Source organism: Catalinimonas alkaloidigena (genome assembly GCF_900100765.1).
GTDB classification, from domain to species: domain Bacteria; phylum Bacteroidota; class Bacteroidia; order Cytophagales; family Flexibacteraceae; genus Mooreia; species Mooreia alkaloidigena.
Genome location: NZ_FNFO01000007.1, coordinates 84,128 through 105,013 on the forward strand (window position 1 = coordinate 84,128; position 20,886 = coordinate 105,013).

Consider the following 20,886-nt stretch of genomic DNA (forward strand, 5'->3'; position numbering starts at 1 on the left):
TGGCCTTTTTTTATGCGCTTCCGGTCCGCGCTCCCTGGCCACTATTAGGGAGTAAAAGCTTGCGCGAAACCGACGGGGGTTGGGTAAATCGCAGAAAGCGGGTTTTTACAGGATTAGCAAGGAAATGCGATGCTGTTAATAAATATGTGGCAATTTATCGTACTTTATTACATCCCTTTTTCTTTCCACCGAATTTGCCCTACGAGCTGATAATCAGCGATTTATCGAAATAGTCGAAAAATATTGTATTAATCTTTGAATTATTTTTGTCTTATTTGTATCATTGTGAGGAAAGAGATAAGAATGACGGGTATCTCTCGAAATATGAAATAATACAGATGGATACATACACGTGTCCCACTGTCGCGAGTACGAAGGATCGCAAGAAGAACGTGGTATAAATGGCGTCTGAAAAAGGGCCCTTCACACCACAACTACCTGAGGATCATACGCGAGCTTCCTTCCGAAAGTCAGTAAGTTTCTAAAATAAGCTAGTTATAACAGTAAGCAGTCTAAAGAAAAGACTGCTCCAAAATAGGTATGTGTCCTTTGCAATAGCCCTTGCAAAGCAGTGCTCTCTTGTTTCTTGTGCGCAAGGGGTCGCTGCTGTGGGCTATTACAAGGCCGTGCTGCTTACTCTTTGATCACCATCTGCTTAAACCAGTCATGTCACACTTTGTACGCTGTTCAGCCAGGCGAAATACCATTCCGTCTGTGCTCCACTTTTTGCATCGGCTCATCGGTCTGCATGCTCCCCTCTCGTTACCCCTTTTGCTGGCCCTGACGCTGGTCAGCCCGCAGACCTGGACCCACGCCGCGTCGGCCCCGTTGCGCGCGGCAGGTGCTACGGCCGCCAGCGTTCCGCTCGACGATCCGATCGAGGTCAAGGTGAACTTCATGAGTGAGTTGCTCAACAACGACAGCGGCGATACCCTCGAAGCCCCGACGGGGTATCTGAAAGATTTCGGGCAGGCGTACGGAACACGCCAAACACCGGAAGGCTACGACTACGGTTGGAAGCGCGTAAGCGACGGCCAACCGTTTGACGTTTCTCAGCATGCGCTGGACAACAGCAATGGAAGTGGCCGGAACCGCCTGGGCAGTGCCTACACGTCCGCTTCCGACCAGGCCAAACTGGAAGGAACGCTGGTCCACACCCAGGGAAATTATCTTAGCTCCTGGGCTGCACAACCGCGAGGCCAGGAAGTGTACTGGGAAGTGGCCGTGCCCAACGGCACCTACGAAGTCACCATCGGCGCGGGTGAATACACCGCGGGGGTAGATCCTGAAATTCACACCTTCAATGCCGAAGGGATAACCGCGATCTCCACCTTCGTTCCGACCGGTGCCAATGCCAGCAGCACCCGGGTGACCAACGGCACGGTTACCGTCGACGTGACCGACGGAGCCCTGACAATTACGGCCCTGGGCGGGATCAATTCGAAAATCAACTACGTCGAAATTACCCAAACAGCAACACCGGCACCTACGCCCGGTGTATTCACATTTACGCCCGCCGGGCTGGAGCTGTCCCTGACAACCGGGACGACCGGCACCGCCACGGCCGATCTCGCGGTCAGTGAAGGCACGCCGACCATCGGCATGGTGGCCGACCCGGCAGCGACCTGGCTGACGCTGCCCGCAGCACCTGCCTTGGGGCAGAATACCTTTGCTGTAGATGCCACGAACCTGGCCAAGAACACGCAACACAGCACGCCCGTTGTGGTCAGTGCCGTTGGGTTCTACCCCGCCGTGCTTCCGGTCAACCTAGACGTGACGCCTTTACCCCCGGTGGCCGTGCCTTTCCGCATCAATGCGGCCGGTCCGGAGCGGACCATTGGAGGAGACGTATTTGCGGCCGATCAGTTCTTTATCCACCGTTCGACCGAAACGACCAATACCAGTACCGGTTCGTACGGAGCGATCGACGGTGTACCCTCCGGCGACGAAGCGCTCTATTACGACCGACGCTACGGCGTGGACATGGGGTATGCCGTTCCGGTGGCCGATGGGCAGTACACCGTATTGGTACACATGGTCGAAAACTTTCAAACGGCTGCCAATGCCCGTGTTTTCGACATTTCGATCGAAGGCACGCAGGTGGAAGACGATCTGGATCTGTTTGCGGCGGGCGGTAATCGGCAAAAGGTGCTGATCAAGCGAAGCTATGACGTAACGGTCGCCGATCAGGAGCTGAACATCGATTTCCTGGCGTCTATCAACAACGCCATCGTCAATGCCATCGAAATCCTGCCGTTTACGCCTGCCAACACGGCACCGGTAGTACTGAACCCGATTCCGGACCAGACGGCGACAGAGGGTGTCGCGTTTAGCTTTGCTGTCCCGGTCACGACGTTCGACGATGCAGAAGACGATGCGCTGACCCTGACGGCTACGCTGGCAGGCGGCGACGCCTTGCCCGCTTGGTTGAGCTTTGCCACCAGCACGTTCAGCGGCACGCCAGAGGCCGGAGATGTTGGGATGTTAGCGATTGTGGTGACGGCCACCGATGGGAGTGAAGCCGTCAGTGATACGTTCGACTTAACGGTAGAGGCGGCCCCAGTGGTCAACCAGCCGCCCACGGTGGCCAATGCCTTGCAGGACCAGACCGCTACGGAAGGCATTGCATTTAGCTTTACCGTGCCGGTCAACACGTTCAGCGATGCCAACGGCGACACGCTCATGCTCACCGCTGCGTTAGAAGGTGGCGCTACGCTGCCCTCCTGGTTGAGTTTCGCTGGAGCTGTTTTCGAAGGTACCCCGATGGCCGCCGACCTGGGTACCCTCAGCCTCGTGGTGACGGCTTCGGACGGTAGTGAAGCCATCAGCGATACGTTTAACCTAACTATTGAAGCGGCACCGGTAATCGGCTGTGATCCGATCAGTTCATTGCCTTGCGAAGACATCGCGGTTAGCCTGCCCTTCTCGCTCGATTTCGATGGAACCGAAGGTGGCCTGGCGGACAAGAACGATGTAGGAACGGGCTTCACCATGGTCGATGCTTATTCCGGTACTCGCCTGGCGGTCGATGGAAGCGTTAGCGTGTCCGAGGTGCCCGGCTATGAGCCAAGCCGCCTCACGGTCAACGCCGGTACACTGACCATCGCCACCAACAAAGGCATTGGCTTCCTGACCAACAACAATCAGCTCAATACCCTGGGCGTCGGCTTTTCCGGGTCAGCACCTTTCGTCGTAGAGACTACGTTACTGCAGCCTTTCAACGGTACAAGCTCGCAGCAGGGCGGAATCTGGGTCGGTAAAAACGACAACACGTTCCTGAAACTGGTAGTGACCGGCAACAAGGTAGAGATGCGTCAGGAAGTGAACGACGGAAGCAGCACGGTGAACGACACGACCAACCCGGACCAGCGCATTACCGAAACCATCACCAACCTGAATCAACAGACGGTCCGCTTGCGGCTGGTCGTCGACCCGCTTGCCCACACGGCGACCGGCTTCTACTCGACCGATGGCGTAACCTATACGAATGTCGGCACGGCCTACGGTACGCCCGCCCTCGACATCAGCGCAATGAACCTGACGGACGGCAACCTGTACGCAGGCCTGTTCGCTACGCACCGCAACGCCTCAACGTCGGTCAATTATACGTTCGAGGCGTTTGCTATTGCGCATCCCCTCACCAATACGGCACCGGTGGTGCTGAACCCGATTCCGGATCAGACGGCGACAGAAGGCGTCGCGTTTAGCTTTGCTGTCCCGGTCACGACGTTCGACGATGCAGAAGACGATGCGCTGACCCTGACGGCTACGCTGGCAGGCGGCGACGCCTTGCCCGCTTGGTTGAGCTTTGCCACCAGCACGTTCAGCGGCACGCCAGAGGCCGGAGATGTTGGGATGTTAGCGATTGTGGTGACGGCCACCGATGGGAGTGAAGCCGTCAGTGATACGTTCGACTTAACGGTAGAGGCGGCCCCAGTGGTCAACCAGCCGCCCACGGTGGCCAATGCCTTGCAGGACCAGACCGCTACGGAAGGCATTGCATTTAGCTTTACCGTGCCGGCCAACACGTTCAGCGATGCCAACGGCGACACGCTCACGCTCACCGCTGCGTTAGAAGGTGGCGCTACGCTGCCCTCCTGGTTGAGTTTCGCTGGAGCTGTTTTCGAAGGTACCCCGATGGCCGCCGACCTGGGAAGCCTTAGTCTTGTGGTGACGGCTTCGGACGGTAGTGAAGCCATCAGCGATACGTTTAACCTAACTATTGAAGCGGCACCGGTGGTCGATGCTTGTACGCCCCTGAGCGTGCTGCCGTGCGACGAGCTTGTCGTCGAGTTGCCGGTCAATCTTTCGTTCTCGGGAGCGGAAGGTGGTCTGCTGGACAAGAACGGCGCGGCGACCGGCTTTACCATGGCCGTTCCGCATTCGGAAAGCCGCCTGCCTGCCGACGGCGCGGCGACCTACCCGGATGTCAATGGCTACGAGCCCTCCAAGTTGCTGATCGAAAACGGTACGTTGATCGTCACCGCGACCAAGGGCATCGCCTACCTCGACCCGCCCGCCAGCAACGAAAACAACAACCAGATCAACAGCCTGGGCGTAGGGCTTCAGAACCTGACGCAGACGTTCAGCCTCAAGACGCAACTCAATGGCCTGGTAACCGGAGGCGATGCCGCTCAGGCGGGCCTTTGGTTCGGAATTGACGAAGACAACTTCATTAAACTGAACGCCAACAACGATAACCAGATCGAACTGCGCCGGGAGGTGGGGGGCGTCTCCGCCAATACCGATCAGGTGCAGATCCAAGGGCTTTCGCTGGCCAACGCCACCATCGTGTTGCGCCTGGAAATCAATCCGCAGGCGCGTATCGCTACGGCCTATTACACAATCAACGGTGGGTCGGAAACGCTCTTGTCGGTCGGTGGCATTTCAACCCTGTCGCTGCCTGCCAGCTACTTTACCGGGACCAGCGTGAGCGCTGAAGTCGGTGCGGCTTCTTTTGCCGGGGTGTACGCTACCTACCGTAAAGGCTCGGTGTTCAACGCCACGTTCGACTACTTCACCCTCGAAGAATTCACGCCGCCTAACGTCGCGCCCGTCGTGGCAAACGGTCTTGCCGATCAAACCGCCATGGAAGGTGCCGCGTTCAGTTTCGCCGTTCCGGCCAACACGTTTAGCGATGCCAACGGCGACACGCTTACGCTCACCGCTACCGTAAACGGTGGCGATGCGTTGCCGACCTGGCTGGAGTTTGACGGCAGCACGTTCAGTGGCACTCCCTCGGCAGGCGACGTGGGTACGCTGAACATCGTAGTGACGGCCACGGATGGCAGCGAAACGGTCAGCGATAACTTTGTGCTGACCATCGAAGCGGCCCCGGTACCCTGCAGCCCCATCAGCCTGTTGCCCTGCGATGAGCTGGCGGTCACGTTGCCGTTTGCACTGGATTTCACCGGCAACGAAGGTGGCCTGGCCGAAACCGGTTTTACCATGGTCGATGTTCCTTCCGCGCGTCTGGCTGCCGACGGTACGCCTACCTACCCGGACGTGCCTGGGTATGAGCCCGGTCGCTTGAGCTTCACGAATGGAACGCTGCAAATCCTCTCCAACAAAGGCATTCAGTATTCACAGCCTTCGGGCACCCCGAGCAGTTCAGAAACCAACTCGCAACTCAACGCCCTGGGAGTAGGCTACGACGGGCAAACGCCCGTAATCCTCCGGACTACCCTGGTGGGCATCAACTTCGTCCCCAGCAATGGCAACACCAACTCGCAGCAGGCAGGTTTGTGGATGGGCCTCGACGAAGACAACTACGCCAAACTGGTGATCTACCGGAACGGCGCCAACGTGGGATCGCCCGAACTGCTGATCGAAACCAACGTTTCGGGGACCTTGAATTTCGGGACGAACAACGACAGCATTTTCGACATCAAGCCCAGCGTTTCCATTCCCAACCTGTCGACACATACGGTCACGTTGACGATGGTGCTCGATCCGGCAACGCAAAAAATTACCGCTTCGTATCAGGTCGATAGCGATCCCGAAGTCACCCTGGGTACCCTGAGTGCGCCGGCCACGTTCTTCACCGGGACCGATCACGACAACGATCCGGCCACGACGCCGATGACGTACGCCGGGATTTTCGCTACGCATCGTCGTGCGACCAGTGCCTTTACCGCCACGTTCGAAGATTTTAGCCTGGAGCCGGTTGTGGCCACGCAGGCCCAGCTGATCTTTACGCCGTCCGATCTGTCGGTCAGCGTCCCGAGCGGCAGTGCCACCAGCTTTGCAGTACACCTGAACACGTCCGACGAATTTGAGCGGGAAGTGACCTTTACCGCCACCGAAGGAACCAGCGGCCCGGCACCGCAGTGGCTCACGTACCAGGAGAAAACCCTCACCGCTGAACACGAGGTGACTCATCACACGTCGCTGCCGGAGCCTTCGTTCGACGTAGATGCCGCCGCCCTGACGCCGGGTACCTACACGGCGGTGATTACCGCCTCTGCCGAAGGGTACGAGCCTGCCCAACTGACGGTGGAAGTAGTGGTGTCGACCATCGAAGAGGGATTGCGTCCGTACGTGACCGCCGTTCGTCCGGCCGACAACGCCACCAATGTGCCGCTAGCGCAGTCGATTTCGGTCGACTTGCAGTTCCCCAGCGGAAAGTCGCTCGATGGCAGCACCGTCAACACAAGTACCGTTAAGCTTTTCAGGATCAGCGGCAATGATACCACCGAAGTGGCCGGAACCACGGTGAACGACACCGGGGGCAACGATGCCATCACGCTGTCGGCCCCGTTGGCCTTGGGCACAACGTACCTGTTCACCATTTCGGATGCCGTGCGCGACCAGAACGGCTACGCCCTGTTGCCGTTCCATTCCAAATTTACCACGGTGGTCTCTGAAGACGATGTGCCGACCGATCTGGCCGGAGTTTCGTTCACGGAGCAAATCCTGATCGACAACAACTTTGGCAGCGATGGCTTTACGTCGCTGGTCATCGGACCGGACCATCGCCTCTACGCGGCGACCTCGGGCGGGAAGATTGAGCGCTGGGACATCAACGCTAACGGCACCATCGACAATCATGTGACCATCTCCCCATTCGGCGGAAGTCGTCGGTTGCTGATCGGCTTTCACTTTGACCAGAGTGCCACCGAAAGCAACCTGGTGGCCTGGATCAGCCATTCGGCACCGGCCTTCAGCGGTGTGGCCGATTTTACCGGAAAAATTTCGCGGATCGACCTCAACAACCCGGCTGCACCGCAGGTCACCGACTACGTCATCAACCTGCCGCGTTCGTACAAAGACCACTCGACGAACAGCATCGACTTTGGACCGGACGGCGCGCTGTATTTTATGCAGGGCAGCAACACGGCGATGGGTGCGCCCGACGGCGCCTGGGGGAACCGGAGCGAACATATGCTGACGGCAGCGGTGCTGCGTCTGGACCTGAATAAACTGCCGGCCAACCTCCCGCTGGATGCGAAAACCACCGACGCCGGCGGAGCTTACGATCCCTATGCTGCCAATGCGCCGCTGACCATCTTCGGGTCGGGTGTGCGTAACGCCTACGATCTGGTGTGGCACAGCAACGGCCAGCTCTACGTGCCGACCAACGGATCGGCGGCTGGCGGCAACACGCCTGCCTTGCCGAGCGGCACGGTCTGGTCGGATGGGACCACCTACAGCGGGCCGAACATTTCGGCCCTGAACGACGTGCGCGACACGCAGAACGACTACCTGTTCCGCGTGGTGCAGGGCGGGTATTACGGCCATCCGAACGTGCTGCGCCACGAGTACATTCTGAACGGTGGGAATCCCACCGCGGGCGAAGATCCCGGTGAGGTAGTCTGGTCGAACGGTGGCTATCCGGTCGGCACGCCTGTCGAACCGAACTACCGCGGCTACGCCTACGACTTTGGCTTGAACAAATCGCCCAACGGGGTGATCGAATACCGCAGCAACGCCTTCGGGGGTACGCTGCGTGGCAAACTGCTGGTATGCCGCTTCAGCGGGGGCGATGACCTGATCGTGCTGGAGCCCGGCGTAGCGAATCTCGACATCATCAAGGCGACCGAAGGCAGCCAGGTGCCCGGCCTGCGTCGTCCCTTCTCCAATCCGCTCGATGTGGTGGAGGATCTGACCAACGGGAACCTGTACATCTCCGAATATTTCGATGGCAACGGCGACGGCCAGCCGCGCATCACGCTGCTGAAAGCCGACGTGCCGGCCGTAGACGCGCCGCAGATTGCCCTGGATGCCGACCGCTTGATCTTCGATCAGGTAACCAGCCAGGGCGCTTCGGCCACGGTCAACCTTGTGGTGAGCAATGCCGGCTCGGCCGACCTGGAAATCAGCCAAATCGACCTGACGGGTGCCCTGAGCAACCAGTTCCAGCTCACCAATGCACCAGTAGCGTTCCCGGTCGTGCTGGCTCCCAACGCGACGCTGACGCTGGGCGTGAGCTTCGATCCGACTTCGAACGGACCGAAGGTGGCCTCGTTGCAGATCCTGAGCAACTCGCTGGAACAGTCTACCGCGACGGTTGCGTTGCAGGGACTGGGCAAACAAGGCACCGGTGGCAGTAACGAACCCTCGCTCCAGTGGATTCTGGATACCTACGGCATTGCCATCAACGTAGGCGACGACAACCCGTCGACCAACATCATCCACAGCAGCACTACGTCGCAGAAGGCCGCCTTGCTGGGCGATGAAGTGAGCATGCCGCGGTTCGAAAAAGCCGGCACCGGGCCCGTCACTGTGGAGTTGCTGTCCGTCTTCGGACCGACCGACAACAACCCCGTCGTGGGCTTTGGCTGGTACGAAAGCGGATCGGCGGCCGCCACGCACGAGTTGTTTACGGTGAGCAACAATCCGGTGGCTAATGGGCAAACCCTGAACGCCCCGGTCACCGGTAATCTGCAGTTCGATCCGGGCGCGCAGTCGTTTGGGTTCTACAGCCGCTGGCCTTACTTCAGCAACCGCCACCTCTACAGCGAAGATGCGTTGAACACCTTCAGCGGGGCCATTCCGCACCACGTGCGGGTGTATCCGTTGCCGGGCGAAGCGAACGCCTATGTCATTGCAACGGAAGAGCATACCTCGGGCTTCGATTACCAGGACATCGTTGTCATTGCGCGAAATGTGAAGAAGTACGAAGAAGGCCCTGTGGTAGCCGACGTGATTCAGATCAACTTCTCGGACGAAGCGACCACCCCGCCCAACGGCTACCTGAAAGATTTCGGGAGCGCTTACGGCGACCGGGGGAACGGCTATAGCTACGGCTGGATCAGCACAACCAACGGCAGTCCGGTATCGCTGGTCGGGCAGGGGCGTAACCGGACTACTTCCGGACAGAGCAACCCGCTGTTGGCTACGAGCATTCACATGAATCACCCGACCACGCCGCCGTCGGGCTACTGGGAAATCGCCGTTCCGAACGGTTCGTATACCGTGACCGTAACGGCGGGCGATGCCAACGCGGGAAATGATCCGGAAGTCCATCGCGTCAACGCCGAAGGCATCAACCTGATCAACAACTTTGTTCCGTCTGGAAGCTCCTCTGCTGCCACACGGCACACCACTGGCTCGGGCATCGTGCAGGTGCTGGACGGCAAGCTGACCCTCGATTACGCGGGTGGCGGCGTCAACACCAAGTTGAATGCCGTGGTGATCGAACCGTACGACGTACCCGTGGCGAGCACGCTGCGCCTGAACGTGGGCGGACCGGAGTTCACCGACGCACAGGCCCGCGTGTGGGACGCTGACCAGTATTTTACGGGAGGCGTGATCAGTTCCAAAACGTTCGACGTGCCGGGCACGACCGACGACGCACTGTACCTCACGTACCGCTATGCCGAAGGGGCCAATGGGGCTTCGGCCGGGGCTCCGTTCAGCTACAACATTCCGGTGACCAGCACCGATCCGGTGACGGTCAAGCTGCACTTCCTGGAGCCGTACTACGGCGCGCCGGGTGGCGGGGCCGGTGCCGTAGGCGCGCGTCTGTTCCACGTCGATATTGAAGGCAGCCGGGTGCTGTCGAACTTCGATCTATATGCCCAGGAAGGCGCAGGCAAAGCCATAGTGCGCACCTTCGAGAACATCGCGGTGACGGGCGGCATCCTCAACATCGACTTCACTTCCGTGACGAACAACGCGATCATTTCGGCCATCGAGGTGATCGAAGGCGAGGGGGGAACTACCCCACCTCCCGCCACGGCTCAGTTCAAAGTCAACTTCTCGGATGCGGCTACGGTGGCCCCGAACGGCTGGCTGAAAGACTACGGACAGGCCTTCGGAAACCGGGGGAACGGCTACAGCTACGGCTGGTTGACCACCACCGGGCAGAACGGGCTGGACTTGACCAAGAACGGACGCAACCGCGCACGTCCTGCCATCGACCTGCTGCTGAATACGCTGGTGCACATGCAATACGGCACCTCCATCGATCCGAACCCGAACAGCGGCACGTTCGAAGAAGGCATCTGGGAAGTGGCCGTTGCCAACGGCGCTTATAACGTGACGGTCAGTGTGGGCGACCAGGGCAGCGGCCAGAACGGCTACGACAGCCAGCATACCCTGAACGTGGAAGGCGTCACGGCCATTGACCAGTTCCAGGGATCGGCCGCGCAGGAGTACCTGGAAAATACCGTGACCGTAGTGGTAACCGACGGACGTCTGACCATCACCGCGTTCGGCGGCGTCAACACCAAGATCAACGCGATCGAAGTCGTGCCGACCGAAGGTTCTGACCGGCCCTACGTCATCTCGTCCATTCCGAGCAACGGCGCGACCAACGTAGACATCCGTGACCTGACCATCTCGGCCAATAACCTGTACTTCCCGGAAGGTACCGACCTGGATGGCGCAACGGCGACCAACCAGAACGTGAAACTGTTCCGCCTCACGGCTAACAACCAGGTGGTAGAAGAAGTCGCCGGTGACGTAAACGATACCGGCGGGGGCGATGCGCTCAGCTTTATCCCGAGCCAGCCGCTGCTGACCAATACCAAGTACAAGTTTGTGATTACCGAAGGGGTAAAACTGACCAACGGCGCCGCCTTCCTCCCGTACGAAGCCATCTTCACGACGGGAAGCGAGGAAGTGGTGCCGCCGGTCGATCTGGCCGGTGTCTCCTTCACCCGGTCGACCAACTTTGGCGGCAACGAGCTGCTCGACCGCTTCACGTCACTGGTCGTGGGGCCGGACGGGAAGCTGTACGGCAGCACCTTGGGTGGTTCGATCAAACGCTGGGACATGCAGCCCGACGGTTCGCTGATCAACTACGAGGAACTGCAACCTGCCCTGACGGGTAGCCGCCTCGATTTCAGCGGCCCCGAAGCGCGCGCCATCATCGGTCTGGCCTTCGACCCGAACGCCACGGCCGAAAATCTGGTGGCCTACATCACGCACTGTAAGCTCATCAACTTTGAAGTCAACAGCGCCGACTCGCTGAACTGGGACGGCAAGATTACCCGCCTAAGCGGCCCGAACCTGAGTCAGACGCAAGATCTGGTGATCCACCTGCCGCGTTCGCGCAAGGATCACCTGACCAACAGCATCGCCTTCAAACCCGGCGAAGACCGCGTGATTTACTTCAACCAGGGCAGCAACAGCGCCGGTGGCGAACTGGACGGTACCTGGAAGAAGCGCGAACGCATGCTGGCGGGGGCCGTGCTGCGGTTGGATCTGGACAAACTGCCCGCCAACCTGCCGCTGGACGTGCGCACCACCGAGAACTTTGCGGTGCTGAATACCGCGCCTTCTACCGGCCTGACCCTGTCGGACGGTACTTACAATCCGTATTCGCAGGATGCGCCGCTGACCATCTTCGGGTCGGGTGTGCGCAACGCCTACGATCTGGTGTGGCACAGCAACGGCCAGCTCTACGTACCGGCCAACGGTACGGCGGGCGGTAGCAATACGCCGGGGTCGGCCAACTACGTGAACCGCGACCCGTCGGGGCTGGGCGTACGCCGTCCGGACGGCACATTCTACAACCACACCGCCTTCCCCGCCATTCCGGCGACCAACAACAATGCGGTGCAGAAAGACTGGCTGTTCCGCGTGGAACAGGGCGGCTACTACGGCCATCCGAACCCGTACCGGGGTGAGTTTGTGCTGAACCACGGCGGCGCGTCTTACAACGACGTACCTGGCCAGGCCGGTACACATGTCGACGTGCCGAACTATCCGGGTTCCATTGTGCCGGACCCGAACTACCGCCGTCCGGCCTTCGACTTCGGCTTCAACAAATCGCCCAACGGGGTGATCGAATACAAGAGCAACGCGTTCGGGGGCAAGCTGAAAGGCATGCTGGTGGTGTGTCGCTTCAGCAACGGCAGTGACCTGATTCTGCTGCAACCCGGCGGCGCGTCGAAAGACATCGCCAACTCGTACCTGAATGTGACCGGCCTGACCGGCCTGGATGATCCGCTCGAAGTGGTGGAAGATCCGAAAACCGGGAACCTCTACGTGTCGGAATACGATCGCAGCAACAACGGCGTCGCCCGGTTGACGCTCCTGAAGGCCAACGTCCAGGCGACGCCGCAGCCGGAACTGGTCGTTACGCCGAGCGAACTGATTTTCGAAGCAGTGAAAGGCGTGACCACCGCACAGCAGCAGGTAACGGTGAAAAACGCCGGTACGGCCGATCTGAACATCACGGGCGTGACCCTGAGCGGCAGCTTTGCCAATCAGTTCGACCAGGTATCAGGCCCGGCGACCGCCACGCTCGAACCCGACGAAGAAACGACGTATGCCTTTACGTTCTCGCCCGACAACAACGGCAACAACCTGGGCGACATGTCGGCAACGTTCTCGATCACCAGCAACGACACAACCGGCGGCAGTACCAAGTCGGTCGGGTTATACGGCCTCAAAAAGAATGGCTTCGAAGGTGGGAACGAACCCGCGCTGCAAGCGGTGGTCAATACGTTGGGGTACGGCATCAACGTAGGCTGGACCGGCCTGACGCCGCCGTCCGATCCGACCGGAACCACGCCCAAGGGGCAGGAGGTACAAGTGCCGCTGTTTGTGAAGGCCGGCACCGGGCCGGTGGGCATCTTGCCCGTAGCGCGCTACTCGCCGGCCGAAGAGCTGCCGTTCGGGTGGTATCAGAACCAGGGTGGCAACGTGACGCACCACCGGGTGGGTGTCCTGGAGAACGGCTTGCCCAGTGCGCAGACGCTGTTCCCGGGTCTGGCGTCCGGCAACCAACAGTTCGAGCCGCAAGGCGCTATTTTCGGAATCTACGTCGAGTCGAACTCGTTCGGGCGATTCAACTACACGGAAGATGCCCTCAACACGGGCGGCGTGCCCCACCGCACCCGGATTTACCCGATGCGCGACCGCGCCGGGCAGCCGATCGCCAACAGCTTCCTGGTCTGCTTTGAGGACGCCAGCAACGGCGACTACCAGGATTACGTGTTCGTCGTCTCGAATGCGAAGCCGTACGAAGCGGGCTCGTTGCTGCTGACCTTCGCGCCCGACGCCCTCAACTTCCAGTTGAACCCGAACACCGTGTCGGCACCGAAGTCGGCCACGCTGACCACCAACGGTGCCGTGACAAGCAGCGGCGTGACGCTTTCGGCCTCGAAAAACTGGGTGGTATTGCCCAACCCGGTTACGTTAGGAAGCCCCATGCCGTTTGCGGTCGATGCCAGCAGCTTAGGCGTAGGGCAGCACACCGCTACGGTGACGGCCTCGGCGCCGGGCTACGTTTCGACTACGATCCAGATTACGGCGACCGTGACCGACGAGGTCGTGTGGGCTTATCAGTTCAACTTCCAGGACGGCTCTGTTACTTCGCCGGCGGGCTACGTGGACGATATCGGAAGGCCATACGGGCTGCAAAGCAACGGCATGACGTTCGGGTGGGTGCTACCGGGCACAACAACGCCGGCAGACGCCTCGGCCAATACCCGGAACCGGCAGGTGAACGGGGTGAGCTCACTGCTCAACACCTTGAACATCATCAACCACGCCACTAGCGCCGACCTCTATCCGCCGCGCGACTGGGCGATTAGCCTCCCGAACGGCAAGTACTATGTGAACGTGAGCGTGGGCGATGCCGGCTCGGACAACGACAGCCAGCACAAAGTGGATGCGAATGGCGTAACGGTGGTGACCTACGATGAAGAGACCAACGGACCGCTGGGCATGCACCACGGCGAAGGTACCGCGATGGTCGACGTCGTCAACGGAAGGATGCAGCTTACGCAGGGTTTAGGCGGTCGCATGACCAAGGTGAACTACGTGCGCATTGCGCCGGTCGACGTCACCAAACAACCGCCGACGATCCTGGCGACGTTTGATGGCCTCTCGTCCGACGTAGACGAGTACCGCGGTGCCGTGACCGTCACGCTGGAGGCGACCGACAACAGTGGATCGGGAATGGCTTCTCTGACCTACAGCCTGAACGGCACGGACTACACGACCTATACCGAGCCGCTGGTGTTCGACGAGACCAGTGCGTATACCTTAACGGTTCGCGCCGAAGATAACAACGGCAACGTGACGTCCCGCACCTACTCGTTTACGGTGATGGAAGCGAGCGGAGCGCTGGCGGCCATCGAAAACATGACCAAAATTCCGGGCACCGACCGTGGCTTCCCGGCCGACGATTTCTACACGTTCCACCGGCTGGGCGATCCGCAACAGGCGAGGGTACACGATCAGAACGTGATGCGCATTCACAATGAAGGCACCAGCGACCTGATCATCACGGCCATCGCGCTGCCGGATGCGACCAAGTTTACGTACACCATTCTGCCCGATGACGACCAGTCGGTCGAGCTACCCCTGGTGATTGCACCGAACAGTTCGCGCGATCTGCAATTGACCTTCATCGGCACGACGGGCAACAACAACAACGCGGTCTTCACACAGCAGATTTCGTTTACGTCGAATGCCGACAACGCCGCTACGCTGACCGCTACGTTGCGGGGTGCGTACTCGCCGTTCCCGGAAGGCGGCCGCGAGATCACCGCCCAGCAGGTCTTCAACTCGTTCGGGTTCCAGACCAGCATGCTGAGCTACGTCAACGACAATTATGAAGTGGTGAGCAACCCGACGACGAACCCGAGCTCCAACTATCCGAAGGCGGAACTGGTTGACGGCGGCTACGAAGGCGACATGATCCTGTCGAAAACCTTCGTGCAGGCCGATCCTACAAAACCGGTCATCGGCATCCAGTTGTCGGCGCTGCACGGCGGACCGGGCTCTGACTACGGACGGTTCATCGCGGTCAACAACGAAAACATTGTGGCGGGCATGAATTTCTCCCACAATCAGTATTACTACCAGACGCTGTTGCCGCAAAACAACAGTGGCGTGATCAACAACGACCGGGCGACCAGCATCACGCAGCCGTTCCGGATCAGCGTGGCCGGCTACAACACCGGCGGGCACCAGGATACCCTGCTGGGGGTCCGCGTGTTCAAGGTGATCGACCGCGACGGCAACGTCATCCCGAACGAATACATCGTGCTGCAAGACTTTGTGCAGAACGGGTGCGGTGCCGGGTCGGCCAACTGTGACTGGAACGACAACACGTTCTACTTCATCAACATCCGTCCGGAAGCCCTACCGCAGGTAACGCAAATTCAGGACACGATGGTGGTGGCGCAGCGGGCCTTCAACTACAACGTAGCGCGCTACTTCGACCGTGGGTATCCGGGCAACCAGCTGACCTACACGGTGAGCTCACTGCCCGCCTGGATGCAATTCAATGCCCAGACGGTTACGTTTAGCGGCACGCCGACGGCCAATGCGACAGCGACTGAGGTTACGCTGACCGCCACGGATCTGAACGGACTGGTAGTCTCCTCTACCTTTACGATTGGCGTCGATACGCCCCCAACGCTGGCTTCGCTGGGCAACCGGCAAGACCCTGTAGGGACTGAGCTTACGGCGGTGGCGATTGTGGAGGCCGACGATGAGGACGACCTGACTTACGCCGCGACCGGTCTGCCGACCGGTGTGGTGATGGACGAAACAACGGGTCTGGTCACCGGCACTCTGACGCAGCGAGGTACGTATGCGGTTACCGTGACGGTCGACGACGGCTCTTTTGCGCCGGTTTCGGTGAACCTGACCTGGGACGTACAAAATGCGGCACCCGTTGCGGATGCGGGCATCGACCAGCAGGTACAGACCTCGACGGGCAGCGCCGACGTGACACTGGACGGTAGCCGTTCGCAAGATCCTTACGGTGCCATCACAAGCTACGTGTGGCGGGAAAACGGGAACCAACTGGCGACCGGCGTAACGCCAACGCTGACTTTGAGTGTCGGCACGCACCAGCTTGTTCTGACCGTAGAAGATGCCGACGGCGCGGTCGACACCGACGGCGTGACCATTACGGTGACACCGTTCACACCCAATGCCGGACCGCTGGCTTCGGCGGGTGCCGATCAGTCGGTGGTCGATGCCGATAACAACGGTGTGGAAACGGTAAGCCTGAACGGTTCCGGGTCTTCGGATAGCGATGGCGAAATTGTTTCGTACGTCTGGAGCGAGAACGGCAACCCGCTGGCGACCGGCGCGACACCAAGCGTAAGTCTAGCGGTAGGGGTGCATCAGATCACCCTAACTGTCACTGACGACGACAACGCGACGGCAACCGATCAGGTGCAAGTGACCGTAACGAGTCCGACCGTTGAGGAAGGCTTCACGCTGCGGCTGAACGCGGGTGGACCGACGGTGAGCTACCAGAGCGAGACGTTCACGGCCGATCAGGGCAGCGGCTACTACAACAGCGAGCACACCTACAGCAACCCGGGCCTGAGCGTGCCGAGCCTCTACCAGACCGAGCGGGGCTCCACGGCCGACCAGGGCACGCTGAGCTATGCCATACCGGTGCCCAACGGGCGCTACACGGTGCGCACCCACCACGCTGAGCTCTACTTCGGGCAGTCGGGGCCGGCCGCCCAGGCGGGTCAGCGGGTGTTCAGCATCAGCCTGGAAGGGGCGGTGGTGGATCCGTCGCTGGACCTGCAGGTGGTCAGCGGGGGCGCTCCGGTGGTGCGGACCTTCACCGATGTGGAGGTGAGCGACGGAGTGCTGAACCTGGTGCTGAGCGCCACGGCCAACCGGCCGACGCTGGCCGGGCTGGAGGTGATCGCCACGCCGGTGTCGCCGCTGAGCACGTACCGCATCAACGCGGGCGGACCGACGCAGACGGTGAACGGGGTGACCTGGACGGGATGCCAGACGGGCAACTGCCAGGGCTGGGTGGCGGGCGGCTTTGTGCACACCGACTTCGGCAGTGCGATCAGCGGGGTGCAGTCGCCGCTCAACCAGAACCTGTTCCAGACCGAGTGGACGGGCGGGCAGACCAACGGGGTGGGCGTGGGTCAGGTGGCCTTCGGCTACCACCTGCCGGTGACTAACGGACGCTACCAGGTGCGGCTCTACTTCGCCGAGCTCAACAAAGGGGGCGTAGGCCAGCGGGTGTTCGACGTGAACCTGGAAGGCGGCGCGCCGGAGCTGGTGAGCTTCGACATCGTGCAGGCGGCCGGCAGCCAGAACGTGGCGCTGATGCGTCAGTTCGAGCTGGAGGTGAGCGACGGGGTGCTGGACATCGACTTCATCCGTCGGGTGGAGAACGCCAAGGTGAGCGCCATCGAGGTGGTGCCGGCCCCGGGCGTGGCGCGTCAGGACTACTGGCTGGAAGCCGAGTGTGCGCAGGTGGGCAGCAACTGGCAGGTACATGCCGACGCGTCGGCCTCGCAGGGGCAGTACGTGGAGGTGCAGCCGGGGCTGAACAGCGGGGACGCGGCACCGGCGGCGGTGGCGGCCAACCGGGTGCGGTTCAGCGTGACGGTGAGTCAGGCGGGCAGCTACCGGCTGTATGCACGGCTGCGGGCCGCGAGCGGGACGGACGACTCGTTCTGGGTGCGGATCAACGGAGGCAGCTGGATCAAGTGGTGGCAGGGCTTGCAGACGGGCAACAGCTTTGCCTGGAAGCAGGTGAGCCAGGGGCCGTTCAGCCTGAGTGCGGGGGTGAACACGATCGACGTGGCCTACCGGGAGGACGGGGCGCAGCTGGACAAGCTCTACCTGACGGCGAGCGAGAACCTGCCGGCCGGCCTCGGACAGGACGCCTCCAATTGCACAGTCGCGCCTAACCAGCCGCCGGTCGCTGCGGCGGGTGCCGATCAGACCGTGATCGATACGGACAACAACGGCACGCAAGCTGTACAACTGAACGGTACCAATTCTACCGATCTGGACGGAACCCTGCAAAGCTACGTTTGGAGCGAGAACGGCAACCCGCTGGCGACCGGCGCCACCCCAACCGTAACCTTAGCGGTGGGCGTACACCAGATCACCCTGACTGTCACCGATAACCGAGGCGCCACGGCGACCGACCAGGTGCAGATTACGGTTAACAAACCTGTCTACAACCTGACGGTGGGCGTGAGTGGCAACGGTAGCGTAAGCCCGCAGAGCGGCAGCTACGAAGCTGGTAGCGTCGTTACCCTGACGGCAACGCCCGCCAACGGCTACCTGTTCGACGGCTGGAGCGGCGCGGCAACCGGTACGACCAACCCGCTTACGCTGGTGATGGACGGTAACAAAACCCTCCAGGCTACTTTCGTGGCAGAACCGAGTGCAGGCTTCACATTGCGGCTGAACGCGGGTGGGCCGACGGTGAGCTACCAGAGCGAGACGTTCACGGCCGATCAGGGCAGCGGCTACTACAACAGCGAGCACACCTACAGCAACCCGGGCCTGAGCGTGCCGAGCCTCTACCAGACCGAGCGGGGCTCCACGGCCGACCAGGGCACGCTGAGCTATGCCATACCGGTGCCCAACGGGCGCTACACGGTGCGCACCCACCACGCCGAGCTCTACTTCGGGCAGTCGGGTCCGGCCGCCCAGGCGGGTCAGCGGGTGTTCAGCATCAGCCTGGAAGGGGCGGTGGTGGATCCGTCGCTGGACCTGCAGGTGGTCAGCGGGGGCGCTCCGGTGGTGCGGACCTTCACCGATGTGGAGGTGAGCGACGGAGTGCTGAACCTGGTGCTGAGCGCCACGGCCAACCGGCCGACGCTGGCCGGGCTGGAGGTGATCGCCACGCCGGTGTCGCCGCTGAGCACGTACCGCATCAACGCGGGCGGACCGACGCAGACGGTGAACGGGGTGACCTGGACGGGATGCCAGACGGGCAACTGCCAGGGCTGGGTGGCGGGCGGCTTTGTGCACACCGACTTCGGCAGTGCGATCAGCGGGGTGCAGTCGCCGCTCAACCAGAACCTGTTCCAGACCGAGTGGACGGGCGGGCAGACCAACGGGGTGGGCGTGGGTCAGGTGGCCTTCGGCTACCACCTGCCGGTGACTAACGGACGCTACCAGGTGCGGCTCTACTTCGCCGAGCTCAACAAAGGGGGCGTAGGCCAGCGGGTGTTCGACGTGAACCTGGAAGGCGGCGCGCCGGAGCTGGTGAGCTTCGACATCGTGCAGGCGGCCGGCAGCCAGAACGTGGCGCTGATGCGTCAGTTCGAGCTGGAGGTGAGCGACGGGGTGCTGGACATCGACTTCATCCGTCGGGTGGAGAACGCCAAGGTGAGCGCCATCGAGGTGGTGCCGGCCCCGGGCGTGGCGCGTCAGGACTACTGGCTGGAAGCCGAGTGTGCGCAGGTGGGCAGCAACTGGCAGGTACATGCCGACGCGTCGGCCTCGCAGGGGCAGTACGTGGAGGTGCAGCCGGGGCTGAACAGCGGGGACGCGGCACCGGCGGCGGTGGCGGCCAACCGGGTGCGGTTCAGCGTGACGGTGAGTCAGGCGGGCAGCTACCGGCTGTATGCACGGCTGCGGGCCGCGAGCGGGACGGACGACTCGTTCTGGGTGCGGATCAACGGGGGCAGCTGGATCAAGTGGTGGCAGGGCTTGCAGACGGGCAACAGCTTTGCCTGGAAGCAGGTGAGCCAGGGGCCGTTCAGCCTGAGTGCGGGGGTGAACACGATCGACGTGGCCTACCGGGAGGACGGGGCGCAGCTGGACAAGCTCTACCTGACGGCGAGCGAGAACCTGCCGGCCGGTCTCGGACAGGATGCTTCCAATTGTAACAGCGCGCTCGCACGCAGCGGCCCGTCTGCCGCGACTGCAACCGCTGACGGAACCCCGGTCAGCCTCATGATCTATCCGAACCCGAGCCGCGGTCTGTTCCGCGTAACGTTCGACGGCGAGCAGCCCGAACACGGAAAAATCTCCATCATCACGACCACGGGCGTCATCCTCAAAGAGATGACCGTAGAGCGTGGCGAATGGGAAATCGACCTCGGCACACAAGCCGCGGGCGTGTACCTGATGCGACTGGAATTCGGCGATCAGATTCGCCACGAGCGCATCCAGAAATTGTAAAGCACAGTTTGCGTGAATTGTGTGCGGGGAGCCTGGAAACAGGCTCCCCTTTTTTATGCGTAAGGTCACCGTGGGAAACCTTGCAGCGTGACAAAAGTCCCATTTCCGGTAGCCTTTGGGGAGGAGAAAGGACCAGAAGCAGCAAAAAGTACGGTCGGGTGGTGGTTCAACCGCAACAAAAATATTTTGGGAGTACGCAGAACGTGGTGTAAGACGCTCTATAACATAACGTACTGATTGCTAGAGTATCACCCCGAAAATGACGCCCCGGAAGGCATAAGGGGAGTGTACTAAATGATAAGAGATGAAAAATTTTTCATGCTTATAACAACATTTATACTGCGATTTCTTGGAAGAGAAAAAGGGATTTGCAATATTTGTAATATAATTAGTTCAAATAGTTCTTTTCGGGTCTTTTGCGTTGAAGTGTAGTACGACACGATGGATCGCAGCCCTAACTTTTACGCGGCTTACCCCTTGCAATAGCGTGTAAACCGTGCTAACCACCTCCCTCTCAAGTTGTTAAGACCTCTTTTCCAGCAGGTTGGAAAAGGA

The 20,886-nt window shown here is 60.7% G+C and carries 1 protein-coding gene; it reads left to right on the top strand.

The window, feature by feature from the left end; genetic code table 11:
- Nucleotides 1-714 precede the first annotated feature (714 nt).
- On the top strand, nucleotides 715-20,331 hold the full coding sequence (locus BLR44_RS17340) for a malectin domain-containing carbohydrate-binding protein (protein ID WP_176956091.1): 19,617 nt from the start codon (nucleotides 715-717) through the stop codon (nucleotides 20,329-20,331).
- Nucleotides 20,332-20,886: the final 555 nt, after the last annotated feature.